The organism is Allostigmatella hybrida (genome assembly GCF_020103775.1).
Classification (GTDB): Bacteria; Myxococcota; Myxococcia; order Myxococcales; family Myxococcaceae; genus Hyalangium; species Hyalangium aurantiaca.
In genome coordinates this window covers 575,412-590,914 of sequence record NZ_JAHXBH010000001.1, presented here as the reverse complement: position 1 = coordinate 590,914, position 15,503 = coordinate 575,412, and the positions used below count along the sequence as shown (strand labels likewise).

General features: G+C 69.5%; 11 protein-coding genes. 6 read left to right on the top strand and 5 right to left on the bottom strand.

The features are described 5' to 3' along the window. The first annotated feature begins 294 nt into the window (after positions 1 to 294). A complete protein-coding gene (locus tag KY661_RS02270; RefSeq protein ID WP_225408614.1) occupies positions 295 to 1,224 on the top strand; it encodes a DUF2381 family protein in 930 nt (309 codons plus the stop codon). A 9-nt stretch (positions 1,225 to 1,233) separates the two neighbouring features. Then, positions 1,234 to 1,737 (top strand): serine/threonine protein kinase, encoded by a 504-nt coding sequence (locus tag KY661_RS02265; protein WP_225408613.1) that lies wholly within the window; start codon positions 1,234 to 1,236, stop codon positions 1,735 to 1,737. 987 nt (positions 1,738 to 2,724) lie between these two features. On the opposite strand, the gene KY661_RS02260 is transcribed toward KY661_RS02265, so the two are convergent. Beyond that, a complete protein-coding gene (locus KY661_RS02260; protein WP_225408612.1) occupies positions 2,725 to 3,420 on the bottom strand; it encodes a type 1 glutamine amidotransferase domain-containing protein in 696 nt (231 codons plus the stop codon). Between the two features lie 108 nt (positions 3,421 to 3,528). Between KY661_RS02260 and KY661_RS02255 the strand changes: the two genes are divergently transcribed. Both KY661_RS02255 and KY661_RS02250 read left to right on the top strand, forming a co-directional pair. After that, a complete protein-coding gene (locus KY661_RS02255) occupies positions 3,529 to 4,566 on the top strand; it encodes a LysR family transcriptional regulator (protein WP_225408611.1) in 1,038 nt (345 codons plus the stop codon). Then, positions 4,563 to 5,384 carry an SDR family oxidoreductase gene (locus KY661_RS02250; protein ID WP_225408610.1) on the top strand — a complete coding sequence of 274 codons (822 nt, stop codon included), beginning with the start codon at positions 4,563 to 4,565 and terminating at the stop codon, positions 5,382 to 5,384. The genes KY661_RS02255 and KY661_RS02250 overlap by 4 nt, the downstream gene beginning before the upstream one ends. A gap of 57 nt (positions 5,385 to 5,441) precedes the next feature. On the opposite strand, the gene KY661_RS02245 is transcribed toward KY661_RS02250, so the two are convergent. From KY661_RS02245 to argC, 3 genes are all read right to left on the bottom strand, one after another. Further along, complete coding sequence (locus KY661_RS02245) at positions 5,442 to 10,691, bottom strand: hypothetical protein (protein WP_225408609.1); 5,250 nt, start codon at positions 10,689 to 10,691, stop codon at positions 5,442 to 5,444. Positions 10,692 to 10,913: 222 nt separating this feature from the next. Then, a complete protein-coding gene (gene argB / locus KY661_RS02240; protein ID WP_225408608.1) occupies positions 10,914 to 11,765 on the bottom strand; it encodes an acetylglutamate kinase in 852 nt (283 codons plus the stop codon). Then, a complete protein-coding gene (argC, locus tag KY661_RS02235; protein ID WP_225408607.1) occupies positions 11,762 to 12,826 on the bottom strand; it encodes an N-acetyl-gamma-glutamyl-phosphate reductase in 1,065 nt (354 codons plus the stop codon). Before argC ends, argB begins: the two co-directional genes overlap by 4 nt. A 99-nt stretch (positions 12,827 to 12,925) precedes the next feature. Here argC and KY661_RS02230 point away from each other — a divergent pair, with 99 nt between their 5' ends. Beyond that, positions 12,926 to 13,435 (top strand): GNAT family N-acetyltransferase, encoded by a 510-nt coding sequence (locus KY661_RS02230; RefSeq protein WP_225408606.1) that lies wholly within the window; start codon positions 12,926 to 12,928, stop codon positions 13,433 to 13,435. Between the two features lie 106 nt (positions 13,436 to 13,541). Next, positions 13,542 to 14,234, top strand: a complete 693-nt coding sequence (locus tag KY661_RS02225; RefSeq protein ID WP_225408605.1) for an endonuclease III domain-containing protein — start codon at positions 13,542 to 13,544, stop codon at positions 14,232 to 14,234. A 3-nt stretch (positions 14,235 to 14,237) separates the two neighbouring features. On the opposite strand, the gene KY661_RS02220 is transcribed toward KY661_RS02225, so the two are convergent. Next, positions 14,238 to 15,503 (bottom strand): phospholipase D-like domain-containing protein, encoded by a 1,266-nt coding sequence (locus tag KY661_RS02220; protein ID WP_225408604.1) that lies wholly within the window; start codon positions 15,501 to 15,503, stop codon positions 14,238 to 14,240.

The following is a 15,503-nucleotide window of genomic DNA, read 5'->3' as shown; positions in this document are numbered from 1 at the left end:
GATATCTGTGGAGGTGACCGCGTAGTACTAACCTGATCACGGTTCCATGTTCCGGCCCAGCCCTTATCCATGCACTCGTTGTACGTGTTGATGCACGCCTTCTTCCACTTCGGGAGGAGCCCCGCCACATCCAAAACCCGTGCGGTGGCTCAAGGCCGCGACCATGACCGGCCACCAGCAGACAGGGGCTCGATTGGGTGAGTTCATGAATTCAACGAGAGGGCGGCGAGGGGCGCGCGACGACGGCCTCGTAGGTTGTTTGCCTGCCTCCTATCTTGCTAGGTTAGGTGGGCGATGCTCGACTATCTGCCCTGCCGCTTTGTCCTGATTGCTGTGCTCGTAGGAACTGTAGCCAGTGCCAAAGAACGCGTGCCCCAGCTCCGGAACGTCACTTTTCCGCACCGGCCCGATCAGGTTGCCCGCCCGGTTTACGTGGCGGGGGAGATCGCTACCGTTCTCCACTTCGAGCAGAACGTTGATCCGGCGCGCACGAAGCTGGAGGGTTGGGAAGGCCGCTTCGAGCCTCTGGGGGTGGCCGGTCAATCGGTGGTGATCATTCCACTGCACGATCTGACGCCAGAAGACCGCCTACCACTAGTGGTGACTTTGGTGGACGGAACGCAGGTACCCATCACCGTCACGGCGGACAAGGACAACGTGGATCATCAGGTGAACATGGTCTGGGATCCGGAGAGTGTGAAGTACCTTCGGGCGAACTTGGAGAACGCGCTTTGGCGGGAGCAGCGCTACCGGGAAGAAAACGAACGCTACGAACGAGAGCGGAAGTCCCCAGACCATGCTTTAGCTGCGCTTCTGGCTTCTGGGGCAGAGCGACAAACTTCGTTCACCGCAAAGCGAAGCTACATCTACAACAACGACGGGCAGACTGACATCGGAATGACTGTGTATTCAGGGAGAGGGAAGGCAGCGGTCGTGATCAAGATCAAGAATCACTTGGACCGGTTCTGGAATCTGAGTCAGGCCCGCCTCACGTCCGCAACCGACTTCTGGCAACCCTTCAGCAAGACACGCGAGTGTGCAGTTACGATGGAGCCTCACTCCATTGCTCCCGGTGCCACCGGAGTGGTGGCCATCGTCGCAGACAGACGCGCGTTCACCACCACAGAGAGAGGGGAGTTCGAAACCTTGGCGCTTCAGCTCATTCGCGATGATGGCCTTGTAGAAGCGTTCGTGAAGTTGGAGCCCGCGCTTGCTCGCCAGTAGGAGCGGAAGATGAGCATCAGCAAAGGCACTCTCGTGTGCTTCGCGAGCCTCCTCGTCACTTCCTCTGGCTGCCCTGCTACCGGCACAGGAGCCGGTGCAGTAAATCTCCGCTCAGACGGAACTCCTGGATCTGAGAAGTGCCCAGCGGAAGCGCTCAAAGCGATGGAGTACCTGCGCTTGTCGGTTGGGGACTCCGCGTGGATTCAACTCGATGCCAACCAAGACGATACAAGCCCGATAACTCTCTACGAAGGCCCTATCGAAAGCTACTTGGATGATGACCTCGGCCTCCTCGAATCGCCCACTCGACTTTACGGCCGGGTTTGGACGAGCGGTCCACAGGTGGTCATCAGGTACTACGAGGCACGTCCACCTCGCGGAACGAAGATCCCCATTTGCGCCGTGGCCCGGTTGGCGAAGGGGCAACTGAGAAAGCGCCCCGACTCCAAGCCCGGAACCGCCATCCTCGAATTCTCCCGTGCAGCGGTCTACATCGTCGATGACTTCCGGTGAGGGCTCTCCAGCACATTCAGAGGCTCGTCGCACTCATACCGTGTGAACAAGACAGGCCAAATGCCAGCATCCAAACGCACGATCCACTTCGACGTATGCTTCAAAGGAGAAACGTATCAATGCTCTTTAAGGTCCAGGTCTGCCCAGTGGAATAAAATCGACATGCTTTGGCCCGAGAGTCACTCCGGATATCTTCCGGAGTATCAGTTTGCGGAAGATCAGGTCGTGCAGGATCAGGTTCGGGCTCACATCCGAGGCCCGTGGTCCAGCAACTTTTATCCCATCACGTGGAAGGAAGAACGGCCTTCGGGCGAGGCAGGCATCGCTGTTGTTCTAGAATCGCCTCATGAAGACGAGTACGATTCTGTGTCGCGCGCGCCATTAGCCCCTCTCAACAACATCAACTCCCGCTGCAAGTTTCTTCGCCGGATTGGTGACATCCTAAATCATGTTGCCGCGAAGGGAATCACAATCCCCGAGGGAGACGTTGTGCTATGCAATCCTGTCCCCTATCAGGCATCACTGGCCCGTCTCTACAAAGTTCGCGAGCCATATCCCATAGATCAGATAACGAAAGAAGTCTGGCGAGCCATCTATTGCATTCAGGCTATACGGACAGATTTCCGCGTGCGACTCGCGATTCACTACAGACCCACCCTCATCATTAACGCATGCACGTCTAGGTTTCAGAAGCGAGTCCAGAGAACGCTAAGGGCTTTGGTCGCAAGGGGGTACCTGAATGCCACCCTTGTTCGGGTACCCCACCCCGTTACATGGGACTACCCCCAGAAAACCCTCAGTAAGATTTCGCTAGATGGCACGATCCGCCAGCGCAGAATGACTCTGGGCGCGTAACATAGGCAGTAACGGGGCACTGTTGGGGGCGAACCGTGCGCTAAGGCAAGCAGCAGGACCGCGACGCACAGACGGGATGCCATGGAATGGCATCCTCATACCACCTGCGACCTGGCCTCGGCCCTCCGGACCCTACTTCTTCTCTTTCAGGGCCTGGATGACTTCGCGCGCGGCCGCCACGGACGAGGCCGGGTTCTGTCCCGTCACGAGCCGGCCGTCCCGCACCGCGAAGCTCTTCCACATCGGGCCCCGCTCGTAGCGGGCGCCCAGCTCCCGCAGCCGCGTCTCCAGGGCGAAGGGCACCACCTTGTCGAGCTTCGCGCCCTGCTCCTCCTCGTTCGAGAAGGCCGCCACGCGCTTGCCGGCCACGAGCGGACGGCCCTCCTTGTCCTTCACCCCCACCAAGGCCGCCGGCCCATGGCAGACCGCCGCCACCACGGAGCCCCGGGCGTACCCGTCCGCCAGCAAGCGCTGGAGCGGCGTGTGCACCGCCAGGTCCCACATCACCCCGTGCCCGCCCACCACGAAGTAGGCGTCGTACGTGTCCTTCACCTTCTCCAGCACCAGCGTGTTCTCCAGCTTCTTCGCCACCTGGGGATCCGCCAGGAAGGCGCGGGAGACTTCGTCCGCGTCCTTCACGCTCTTGGGGTCCGCGGGCGCCTTACCCCCGCGCGGCGAGGCGATGTCCACCTGCGCCCCCGCCTCCGTGAACTCCTTGTAGGGCGCCGCCAGCTCCTCCAGCCAGTAGCCGGTGCGCTCCGGGGTGTCTCCCAATTGCTCGTGACTGGTGACAATCAGCAGGATCTTCACGGCCGCCAGCAGCTTCATCGTTCTCTCGCCTCGCGTGGGCCCTGGTCGTCAGGGCTTCAGTGGCTTCAGAAGTACCGCCACGGCATTCCCAAGAAAACCGAGCGCTTCTTCACATACACTCAAGCCATGCTTGGCAATCACGAGGCGCTGTGGACGCTGTGGGAAGTGAGCCGCGCGGGCACCCATGCCGCCGCCGCGGCCCGGTTGGGCATCACGGCCTCCGCGGTCGGCCAGCAGCTCAAGGCCCTGGAGCAGCGGCTCGGCGTGGCGCTGTTCGAGCGGGTGGGACGCCGGGCCCGGCTCACGCCCACGGGGCAAGCGCTGATCGACCGTCTGGCCGAGCACCTGCCCGCCCTGGACGCGGCGCTCGACGCGGCGGCAGAGACTCAGCGCACGGTGAAGGGCGAGGTGTCCCTGGGAGGTCCCTGGCCCTTCTGCCGCGCCTGGCTGCGGCCCCGGCTGCCCGGGCTGATGGAGCGCTACCCGGAGCTGCGGCTGACCATCCGCTTCGAGGTGGCCAGCCTGCTCATCCGCCGACTGCTCGCGGGCGAGGTGGACCTGGCCATCGTGGGCACCCTGCCCGAGGAACCAGCGCTGGAGGTCCGGGAGATTGGCCAGGAGCACTTCCTGGCCGTGGCCTCGCCCGGGTATGTGCGAAAACACGGAACGCCGCGCACGGCCCGCGACTTCGCCCAGCACCGCTTCATCGCGTTCGACCCGGACCTGGCGATGCTCGCCCCGTGGTGGCGCGCGGCGTTCGGGCCCCAGGAGCCGCTGCCCTCCCAGGTGGTGTGCCACATCGCGAACCTGGACGAGATGCTGGCGCTCGTGGAGGCCGGATGTGGCATCGCCGTACTCCCAGGCTACCTGGTAGGGCCCGTGCTGGAGGCCGGGCGCGCCGTGGCCCTGGAGCCCGAGTCCCGGCGCGCTTCGCTGCGCCGCCCGCGCGGAACGCTCTGGCTGGCGTGGCGCAAGGCCGCGGCCCCGGCGGCGCGTTTTCTCGCCGTGCGCGACTGGCTTCTGGAGGGCGCCGGGCAGGCGGGTGAATTCACGGTGGCCATTCCCCCCAGGACGCAGTACGGAAGGGAGGCCCCTGCTCCTTCGGGCAGGCGACACGACACCCAAAGGGCTCCGCTGGGGCCCGGGAGAAAGGCCCTGCGGTGAGCACGCTGAAGGGAAAGACCCTGTTCATCACTGGCGCGAGCCGAGGCATTGGTCTGGCCATCGCCAAACGCGCCGCGCGGGACGGCGCCAACATCGTCATCGCCGCCAAGACGTCCGCGCCCCACCCCAAGCTGCCCGGCACCATCTACTCGGCCGCCGAGGAGATTGAGAAGGAGGGTGGCAAGGCGCTGCCCCTCATGGTGGACATCCGCCAGGAGGAGCAGATCCACGACGCCGTGAAGCAGGCCGTGGAGCGCTTCGGGGGCATCGACATCTGCGTGAACAACGCCAGCGCCATCAGCCTCACCGGCACGCTGCAGACGCCGATGAAGAAGTTCGACCTGATGTTCGGCGTCAACGTGCGCGGCACCTACGCCACCACCCAGGCGTGCCTGCCGGAGCTGCTCAAGGCGAAGAACCCGCACGTCCTCACGCTCTCGCCGCCGCTCAGCATGAAGACCAAGTGGTTCCAGGGCCACGTGGCCTACACCATGGCCAAGTACGGCATGAGCATGTGCGTGCTCGGCATGGCCGAGGAGTTCCGTGAGAACGGCGTGGCCTTCAACGCCCTGTGGCCGCGCACCACCATCGCCACCGCCGCGGTGAACATGCTGGGCGGCCAGGAGATGATGGACGCCAGCCGCACCCCGGACATCATGGCCGACGCGGCCTACGCCATCTTCACCCGCGACAGCCGCGCGTGCACCGGCAACTTCTTCATCGACGACGAGGTGCTGCGCCAGGCGGGCGTCACCGACTTCGACCAGTACCTGGTGAAGCCCGGCACGCAGCCCCTGCCGGACTTCTTCATCGACTGAGGCGAGCGCCTCGCTTCCCCACGGGGGCCCTGAAGCGCCCAGGCCCCCGCGTCCGCCTCAGCCCTCCCAGGCGGCCAGCAGGGAGCGGACCCGCGCATACCGCTGGAGCAGCCGCTCGCGGTGCGCGCTGAGCAGCACCATGAAGCCCACCACCATCAGCCCCAGCAGCGACAGGAACGCGGCGCCCACGCGGTGGTCGCGCATGCCGAAGCGCACCAGGTTGGCGGCCACACATGTCACCAGGAACGCCGAGCCCAGGTAGACGTAGGAGCGGATGCGCAGGGCGATGCCCGCGCCCACGCCCAGCAGGCACAGCCCCACGCACAGCAGCATCGCCTGGCCGTTGTTGAACATCAGCGGCTGCCAGGCCCCGGCGGCATAGATGACGGTGACGGCCAGGGCGCGCAGCCGCGCCAGGGTGTCAGGGGCGAGCGAGTCCCGGAAGACGCCCAGCAGCACCAGCAGGGAGAGCCCCGCGGGGATGAGGTAGTACTGCGGCTCGCCCGCGCCGGAGCCCACCCAGACGACGAGCAGCGCGGCGTTGAAGGCCAGCGCGGAGGCCAGCGAGGCCATCCCCCGGCGGACCGGGTGCACGGCGAACGCGGCGAAGTGCGCGGCGTGCCCCACGAGCAGCGCCGCGGTGGTGGACGTCTCTCCCCACGGCGCGGTGCACAGCCCCAGCAGCGGAAAGAGGAAGGCGCCCACGAAGGCGGGCCGGCGGAGCGCGGCGAGCGGAGAGCCCTCGCGCCGCGCGAAGACGCAGAGGCCCGAGAAGAGCGCGCCGCCCACCAGGGCCACGAGGCTGTCCGCCATGCCCAGCCCCTGCCCCCCCATGCCCAGCAGCCGCACGCCCAGGTAGCCCAGCACGAGCGTGGCCTGCGCGAAGTAGGCGGACAGCGTGTCCTCCTGGGAGACCGCGCGGCGCACGAGCGCCACCAGCAGCACGGTGCAGCCCGCCCCCATCACGAGCGCTTCCCGGAGCGTCCCCCCCGCGCCGCTCAGCGGCACCAGCACCAGCCCCACGGACATCTCGAAGAGCGCCAGGGCCGCCAGGACGTGGCCCATGGCCCGGCGGACCTTCTGCCCCGCGAGGTGGAACGCCACGGCGGCCAGCACGGCGGTGGCCGCGCCCAGGTGGGGCACGAGGAGCGCCGCGCCCCGGCCCGTGGAGAACACGGCGCCCAGGAACGCGAGCAGCGCGTGGACGGTGACGAGGGTGCCGAGCCAACCCAACGGCTCCACGCTCCGGCGCCGGTGGACGAGGGCCCACAGGGCCGCCGCGGCCAGCACGAAGCTCAGGGGCGTGCTCACATGCCGCAGGCTGTGCAGGCCGCCGAGCGCCAGCAGCGAGAGCAGCCACCCTCCGATGTGCAGCGCCTCTCCCACCGGGAAGCTCCGCTTCTCCAGGAACGTGCCCGCCAGACACAGCACGAGCCCCGCCGCGCCCACGGCCACCGGCATCCATCCCGGAGCCACCGCCGCGACGAGCACCCCGCCCAGCAGGCCCGTGGCCATGTAGGCCATCCCCTGCTCCCGGGAGACCATGAGGAGCAGCGCCGTCACCACCGCGAGCCCCGCCACGCCCAGGGACAACGTGCCGGCGCCACGCACCACCACCTGGCACGCCACCAGGCCTCCAAGCGTGAGCACGCTGCCCACCCACAGCGGCTCGCTCCAGGTGTCCTCCAGCCGGGGGAAGACCTTGGCCGCCGCGGCCGAGAGGGCCCGCTGCACGCGGCCGGACTGGCACAGCGCGGACAGGAGCGCCGCGGCGAACGCCACCCCGGTGAAGGCGAGCGGGGCGAACGGATGCACCGTCCAGAACCCGCCGCCCGGCACCCAAGCAGCCACCGCCAACGTGAGGACCGCGCCCGTCAGCAGCCAGCGTGAGGACAGGAGGAAGGCCGCCAGGACCAGCACTCCCGCCACCCCCGCGAGGGAGGCAGCAGACGGGTGGGCGTACACGGCGGCACAGGCCAGCAGGAGCGCCCCCAGCACCAGCACCGGACGGAAGGCCCGGTCGGGCTCGCACCGGAAGAAGGCCCAGGTCCACGTGGGGCGGTGGTGCTCGAACACGCCGAGCGCCAGCAGGGCGGCCGCCGCGGGGAACCAGGCTCCGGGGATGAAGAGGACCAGCGGCACCGCCAGGGCCAGACGAAGGGAGGGCCTCGCGCCCGGCAGGAGCGCCAGCGCTACCGCGAGAACGAGGAGAGCCTCCCCGGAAGCCTTGGCCACCACCAGGCCACACCCCACCGTCACGAAGGCGGCCTGCAGCCAGTTGGACAGGGCCTGACGCGCCGCGGGCTCATGCTCCCCCAGCAGCCGCCGCGCCACGGAGGGGACATGCTCCACGGCGCGGAGCACCAGGAGCCCCAGCAAGGGCAGAAACGGCGCGATGGCGGGCGCGGGCCCTCGCAAGGACAGGAGCGCTGCCGGGAGCACGGGGGCGAAGAAGATGAACACGGGCTGCCGGGTGGCACGCACCCACAGCAGCGGCACCAACGTCATGCACCCGAGCAGGAGCGCTACCGGGGTACGGGTCCACCACACCACGGGCGCCAGGGGCAGGATGAGCAGGGACGCGATGCTGGCCGCGAGCGCGAAACGCCCCCCTCCCGCCAGCACGTCGCGCACCCACCGCCGCTCTTCCAGCAGGGCCAGTGCGCCCAGGGCGGCCGCCAGGAGGGGCAAACCCTCCCGGAAATGCACGGCCCCCATGGCGGCCCAGCCGGCCGCGGCGATGACGCTCAGGGACGCAGGCAACGCCCGCGCCGTGAGGAGACAGGCCAGCGCCGCACCAAACAGCACGCCCACGTAGAAGGGCGAGGAGGCCGGCATCGCCATCACCGGCACGAACACGCCCGCGAGCACGGCCAGGCCCGCCGTGGCGGTGCTCGCACTGCGGCCCCAGCGCGCGGCGGCCAGCGAGGCCCCCAGGGCCCAGAGGACCATGCACGCCATGGACAGCCCGGGCGTCAGCCACGGCCAGGGAGAGAAATGAACGCCGTCACTCCAGGTGGGCAGGAGCGCCAGCCCCGCCAGGAGCACCGCGGCAGGCCGGCTCACCGGGAACGTGCGCGAGGCCACGGCCACGGCCGCCGCCGAGGCGAGCAGGATGACGCCCGGCACGGGCGTCTGCATCACCACCGCCAGGTAGGACGCCGTGAGCGCATAGAGGATGCCCGGGATGCCCAGCAGCCGCATCCGGCCGCCCCGCTCCCCCAGGAGCGCGAAGCCCAGCGCCAGGGGGGCCAGCACAGGCGCCACCGCCTCCGATCCGGAGGGGCTCACGCCCGACGCGGCATGGGGCACCGCCGCGGCGGCGATGCAGCCCGCCAGCGCCACGAGCCGGGGGTCCGCCAGGGTCCACGCCGTCAGGAGCGCGGCACTCCCGGCCAGCCCCAGGCCCAGGGTGGCCAGCGCGCCAGGGGCCGAGGCGAAGCCGGTGCAGAAGGCCGCCAGCGCCAGCACGGCCACCGCCCCGCTGAAGAAGTGCCGCACGGGAGGCGCCGTCCGGGAGACCAGCACGGCGAACCCCAGCGCCACCCCACCGCACAGCACGGCCGCGCCCGCGCTGCCGAACAGGGCGTGCGCGGACAGTGGAAGGGCCAGCATCAGCAGGGCCCCCACCCCGGAGAGCTCGGGGCGCTCCAGCCACAAGCCCCCGGCCACGCCCACCGCCGCCAGCGCGAGCGCGCTCCAGAGCACCGGACGCGCGTCCGGCCCCAGGTGCGCCATGAGGACGAAGAGGATGCTGGCCACCACCGTGGAGCGCAGCAGGACATTCGCGATTCCCGCCGCTCGCGCGCTCACCTCTTTCGCCCCCCGCGGATGGAGCCGGATCGCCAGGAGCACCCCGGCGAGGACGAAGGGCAGCGCGGTCAGCGCGCCGAACTGGAATGGCAGCGTCTGGGACGGCGGGTAGCCCAGGTGCGCCTTGAGGGTCTCGATGAGCTGCTGCACCACCCCGGGGACGAGCTGGGGGCTGGAGGCATACGCGAGGTAGGCCCCGGCATAGGCGGCATAGAGCCAGCGCAGCCGGGGAAGCTCACCCTGGGCCAGCCAGTACACCGTCCCCGTGAAGACGGCCGCCGTGACGAAGAAGGCCGGCGCGGCGCCCGTCCCCGACAGCACGAGGCACCCCACCTGCAACGCGGCCACCGTCAGGGCCAGCGGATCCGCCGCCCGCGAGGGCTCGCTCCGCCGGAACGGCAGACACATGGCCAGCAGGAAGGCGATGAAGGGCGCATAGGAGCCCAGCGCGGGAGGCGCCCCCACGGCGGCGAGCGCCAGGTGCAACCGGACCGAGAAGAGCGCGAGCAGGTAGAGCGGGGCGGCCAGGGCGAAGGCGAGCGCCTCCCCCTGCTTCGGCTCGCGCTGCTGCTGGCGCGCCAGGGCGAAGAAGAGCACGCAGGGCAGCAGGTGGAGCCACAGCGCGGGCCCGCCCAGCCGGGCGGCGAGGGGCGCCAGGCCCATCATCAACGTGGTGCCCACCAGGCCCGCCTGGAGCAGGCGGCGGGAGGGCGCATCCATCGCCTCGGCGGGACGGCGGACGAGGAAGGCCGAGACGGCGGCCCAGCCCAGGAGCACCGGCACGAGCAGCACGGGGCTCACGCCTTCGAGCCCCAGCGTCTCGCCCAGCGGGAGGGTGCCCCCCAGGGGCCCCAGCGCGATTCCCGCCAGCGGCGCCACCGCCGAGCCAATCAGGCAGAGGATGCGCCCGGCGCTGCGCAGCGCCTCGCGCCGCATCAGGAAGGCCCCCCAGGTGGAGAAGCCCACGGAGTAGAACGCCGTCATCGCGAAGACGACGAGCGAGCGGACGCCCGAGGTCATCCCCGCCCAGCTCTCGAAGACGAAGTAGAGCGTGCCGGCCAGGATGAGGAACGCGCCGAGGAACCAGCCAATGCTCTCGTAGAGGAAGGGCCGCCAGAGGCGGCTCCAGGAGGACGTCTCCTCCACGAGGCGGGCGGTGAGGCTCTGCACGGGGGGCGCCTCGAAGAGCGGCTCGGGCTCCTCTTCCACGGGAGCGGGCTCCGGGCGCGGCTCGGGCGCGGCCATGAGCTCGGGGATAGGCTCAGGGACGGGCTCGGGCTCGGGGACGGGCTCGGGGACGGGCTCGGGCGCCACGGAGGGCTCCTCGCCCGCGAGCAGCGAGTACAGGATGCGGGACTGCCGCTCGTAGCGCTCGACGAGGTACTTGCGCGCCCCCGAGGAGACTTCCAGCACGTCCCAGCGGGGCAGTTCGTTGAGCAGGTAGTGGATGTGGTCCAGGTCCGCCGACAGCGCCTCCCGGGACCGGGCCACCATCTCGCCTCCACAGCGGACACACTGGAGGCCAGTCAACCGCTCTTGCCGGCATTCGGGGCAGTACATGGAACGAGGACCTTAACAACACTCGTGCCACCGCCCGGCCCCTGAAGTCCCGGGCGGTTGAAGCCTCCCACGGGCCTGGGCGTGCCACCCGCATGACGCGGTGTGCAAGGAATCTGTGCACCGGGCTGCACACACCCGCCCGCCGGGGGCCCCCCCTCAGCGGGCCCGGAGAAACGCCGTCCCGAAGCTCCCCGCCCCTTGCGCCTCACCGAGCAGCGCGTGCGCGGGCGAGATTCCGGCGATGTGGATGGCTTCGATGCCCTCCTCCAGCATGGCGAGGCTCTCCTCCACCTTCGGAATCATCCCTCCCTGAATCACCCCCGAGGCGATCTTCTCCCGGGCCTCCGCGGGCGTCAGCGTGGGAATGCGGGTGGACGGGTCGTTCTTGTCGGCGAGCACGCCCGGCACGTTGGACACGAGGAACAGCTTGGCGGCCCGGAGCTTCGCGGCGACGCGGGTCGCCACCGTGTCCGCGTTGATGTTGAAGACCTGGCCCTGCGCATCCCCCGACAGCGAGCCCAGCACCGGCACCACGCCCGCCTCGGCCAGGCGCTCGAAGAGCGCGGTGTTCACATCCACCACATCCCCCACGAGCCCCAGGTCGATGGGCTCGGGCCCCGCGCCGGTGAGCACCTGGGGGGGCCGCTTGCGCGCATCGATGAGGCCCGCGGAGACGCCCGTGGTGCACAGCGCGGGCACGCCGGCGAGGCGGAACGCGGCGGCGACGTCCACGGACACCTGGCCCGCGAGCGTCATCTTCATCACCTCCAGGGTGGCCTCGTCCGTCACCCGGCGCCCCGCTACCATGCGCGGCGTGAGCCCCAGCTTGTTCGTCAGCTCTGTCGCCTGAGGGCCGCCGCCGTGGATGACGGCCACCCGGATGCCCGCGTCGAGAAAGGCACGCACCGCGGCCCCCACACTGCCGGCCAGCTTCGGCCGGTCCGAGGACAGCTCGCCGCCAATCTTCACGACGAACCAGCGGCCCTGGAACGCACTCAGCCCGCTCATGGCCACAGCCCCGGCTCGGCGAGGGTCAGCCGCTCGTCGAAGCCCATCATCAGGTTGAAGCTCTGGATGGCCTGCCCCGCGCCGCCCTTGACCAGGTTGTCCAGCGCGGAGAAGCACACCACGCGGCGGGTGTCTCCGGTGACGGGCCCCAGCGTGAAGCCCACCTCCACGTAGTTGCCCCCGGCCACGCCCACCACCTCGGGCTGCCGCGCGCCGCGGATGACGCGGATGAAGGGCTCCCGGGCGAAGGTCTCCTTCCAGAGCGCGTCCAGTTCCTCCTGCGAGGTGGCGGCGGGCACGTTCACGAAGGAGGTGGCGAAGATGCCGCGCGGCAGCGGCGCGGAGACAGGGACGAACTCCAGCGACAGGTCCTCCGCCCCGCCGGCGAGCCGCAGCGTCTGGAGGATCTCCGGGATGTGCTGGTGCTCCAGCGGCTTGTAGGTGCGCAGGTTGCTGGCGCGCAGCGGGTGGTGGGTGGTGAGCTGCGGGGTGTTGCCGCTGCCCGAGGAGCCCGTGGCGGCCACGGTCTGCACGGGGCCCCGGAGCTTGCCGCCGCGCGCCAGGGGCATCAGGCCCAGGGCGATGGTGGTGGCGAAGCAGCCCGGGCTGGCGATGTACTTCGCCTTGCGGATGGCCTCGCGGTTCAGCTCGGGCAGGCCGTAGGTGAAGGTGCCATCGGTGAGGTGCTGGGGCCCGGGGTGCTGAACGCCGTAGAACTTCGCGTAGGTGGCGGCGTCCCTCAGCCGGAAGTCCCCGGACAGGTCCACGATGCGCACGCCCGAGGCGAGGATGTCGAGCACCACCTGGGCGGTGGTCTTGTGCGGCATCGCCAGGAAGGCCACATCCGCCCCGGCCACGGCTTCCTTGGGGGCAAGGCCTTCGAAGGACAGGTCCGTGAGCCCGGCGAGGTTGAGGTGAACGTCGCTCACCCGCTTGCCGGCGCTCTCGCCGGCCGTGGTGCGGAGGATCTCCACGTGGGGGTGGAAGAGCAGCCGGCGCAGCAGCTCCGCGCCGCCGTAGCCCGAACCACCGAGAATGACTGCCTTGAGCTTGTTGGCCATCTGCCAGGACTCCCGAGGATGAGGCAGGGGGGGGTGTTGGAAGCAGCGGTGTATACTGCCCCTTGGCCCGCCCCGGGCAAGTGTGGAACGGTTCGGGCCATGAGCACGGAATGGAATGTGCGCCCCATCGAGCCCCGGGACGATGCCGCGGTGGCCCGCATCATCCGCACGGTGATGCCGGAGTTCGGCGCGGATGGCCCCGGCTTCGCCATTCATGACCCGGAAGTGGACCGGATGTGCGCTGCCTACAGCCGGCCCGGCCACGCCTACTTCGTGCTGGAGCACGGGGAACGCGTCGTGGGGGGCGGCGGCATCGCGCCCCTGGCGGGCAACACCGCCGGGGTGTGCGAGCTCCAGAAGATGTACTTCCTGCCCGAGGCCCGGGGACACGGCCAGGGAGAGCGGCTGCTGCGCCAGTGCCTCGCCTTCGCGAAGGAGGCGGGCTACCAGCTCTGCTACCTGGAGACGCTCACGGGCATGGACGGGGCGCAGAAGCTCTACCAGCGCGTGGGCTTCGAGCGCATCCCCCAGTCCATGGGCAACACCGGGCACTTCAGCTGCGACCGCTTCTACATGCTGCGGCTCCAGCCCGCCCCCGGGGAGGGCTGAGCAGGGCGCTCTCCTGCTCCCCTGCCACCCAACCCATCCGGTCACGCTGGAAGGGCACAACCCATCAGGGCTTCCAGCCGGTGGTGTCCGGCGCCATCTTGGGGGCATGGAACCCGGAGATGGGGACGGAGCGGGGGATAAAATCCCCTTCGACATCGACACGGTGCTGGGGCGCATCCGGCAGGAGGTGCGGGGCTTCGCGGACGCGGCCATGTTCGCGCTGGCCACGCGGGGGCACACGAGCCTGTTCGAGCAGCTCGTGGCCTGCATCCTGTCCATCCGCACGCGGGACGAGGTGAGCCTGCCCACCGCGCTCACCCTGCTCCGGCGCGCGAGCACCCCCAAGGCCATGAGCCAGCTCACCCCGGAACAGATTGAGGCCCTCATCCGGCCCGTCACGTTCCCCGAGCCCAAGGCGCGGCAGCTCCACGCGCTCGCCCAGCGCACGGTGGAGGAGTTCGGTGGCCAGCTCCCGGCGGACGCGGCGGTGCTCCAATCCTTCCGGGGCGTGGGGCCCAAGTGCGCGCACCTGGCGCTGGGCGTGGCGTGCGGGCACGAGGCCATCAGCGTGGACATCCACGTCCACCGCGTCACCAACCGCTGGGGCTACGTGCGCACCCGCGCTCCGGAGCAGACGCTGAAGGCGCTGGAGGGGCTGCTGCCGAGAACCTATTGGATTGAGATCAACCGGCTGCTCGTGCCGTTCGGCAAGCACGTATGCACGGGCAGCCGGCCGCTGTGCTCTCGCTGCCCCGTGCTCTCCATGTGCCGGCAGGTGGGGGTGAGCCACCCGCGCTGAGGCCTACCGGTCCTGGCCCACCAGCTGCGTCATCCGGCGCGCCAGCCGCCGCCACGGGTTCGTCGTTCCGCCCGTGGTGAGCGTGATTTCGCGCGAGTGCTCGAAGTCCCGCTGCCAGCCCTGCTCCAGCTTCTGGGCGAAGGCCTCGTCGGCCACCACCATGGAGCCCTCGCCCAGCTTGTTGAGCGACAGCGCGTCGAAGTTGGTGGAGCCCACCACGGACAGCCAGTCATCCACGAGGAGGGTCTTCGCGTGCATCATGGAGCGCTGGTATTCCCAGATGCGCGCCCCGGCCCGCAGCAGCTCCGCGTAGGTGGCGCGCTGGGAGGCCCGGATGATGGGCACGTCATGCACCGGCCCCGGCCCCAGGATGCGCACGTCCACCCCCTCGTGGGCCTTGTGCATGAGCTGCTCCATGATGGCGTTGGGCGGGGTGAAGTACGCGTTGGCGATCCACAGCCGCTTGCGCGCCGCGGCGATGACGATGCGCACCATGCGCTCCGCGTCCGTCATCCCCAGCTTGCCCGCGCTGGCGATGAAGCCCGCGCGCACGGGGCCCGGCTCGCGGGGGCCCGGCAGGTCCTCGGGGTGCAGGAGGCTGCCGCCCGACTCCTGCCATGCGCGCGAGAACGCCAGCTGCATCTGGCACACGGAGGGGCCCTCCACGCGGATGTGCGTGTCGCGCCACTGCTCGGGCTCGAGCCCATCGCCCTCCCAGACCTTCCAGATGCCGAAGCCGCCCGTGTAGCCCACGTGCCCATCGACGATGACGAGCTTCTGGTGGGTGCGCCCCAGGAGCCGGCCCAGCACCTTGCCCGCCAGGGGCCGGTAGTAGTGCACCTCCACGCCGCACTCGGTGAGCCGCTTCTCCACCTTCTGGTCGAAGTCCTTGTCCCCGCGGACCTCCTCGCTGCCCACGGGGTCCACCACCACGCGGCACTTCACCCCGGCGCTCACGCGCTCCCGGAGCGCCTCCACGAAGCGGTCCGACACGTCACAGGGGCGCCAGATGTAGACGAGGATGTGGATGCTCTGCTGGGCCTTGCGGATGTCCTCCAGCATGCGCTCGAACACCGCGCCGTTCTCGATGAGGTCCACCCGGTGTCCGGGCTGCAGGGACACGCCGGTGGACTGGAACAGCACGAAGGAGAAGCCATCCGGGCCCTTGGGGATGTGGAAAGGCCCCTTCATCTCGTGGCGGCGCCCCTCCTCGGGGCTCCACCCATGCGCGCCCGGCTGGGGCACCACCTCATCCAATGGATCCACCAT

Bases quoted from the DNA above. Each gene is read 5' to 3' on its own strand.
- KY661_RS02270 (WP_225408614.1), top strand. From the start codon at position 295: ATGCTCGACTATCTGCCCTGCCGCTTTGTCCTGATTGCTGTGCTCGTA.
- KY661_RS02265 (WP_225408613.1), top strand. From the start codon at position 1,234: ATGAGCATCAGCAAAGGCACTCTCGTGTGCTTCGCGAGCCTCCTCGTC.
- KY661_RS02260 (WP_225408612.1), bottom strand. From the start codon at position 3,420: ATGAAGCTGCTGGCGGCCGTGAAGATCCTGCTGATTGTCACCAGTCAC.
- KY661_RS02255 (WP_225408611.1), top strand. From the start codon at position 3,529: ATGCTTGGCAATCACGAGGCGCTGTGGACGCTGTGGGAAGTGAGCCGC.
- KY661_RS02245 (WP_225408609.1), bottom strand. From the start codon at position 10,691: ATGGTGGCCCGGTCCCGGGAGGCGCTGTCGGCGGACCTGGACCACATC.
- argB (WP_225408608.1), bottom strand. From the start codon at position 11,765: ATGAGCGGGCTGAGTGCGTTCCAGGGCCGCTGGTTCGTCGTGAAGATT.
- argC (WP_225408607.1), bottom strand. From the start codon at position 12,826: ATGGCCAACAAGCTCAAGGCAGTCATTCTCGGTGGTTCGGGCTACGGC.
- KY661_RS02230 (WP_225408606.1), top strand. From the start codon at position 12,926: ATGAGCACGGAATGGAATGTGCGCCCCATCGAGCCCCGGGACGATGCC.
- KY661_RS02225 (WP_225408605.1), top strand. From the start codon at position 13,542: ATGGAACCCGGAGATGGGGACGGAGCGGGGGATAAAATCCCCTTCGAC.
- KY661_RS02220 (WP_225408604.1), bottom strand. From the start codon at position 15,503: ATGGTGGATCCATTGGATGAGGTGGTGCCCCAGCCGGGCGCGCATGGG.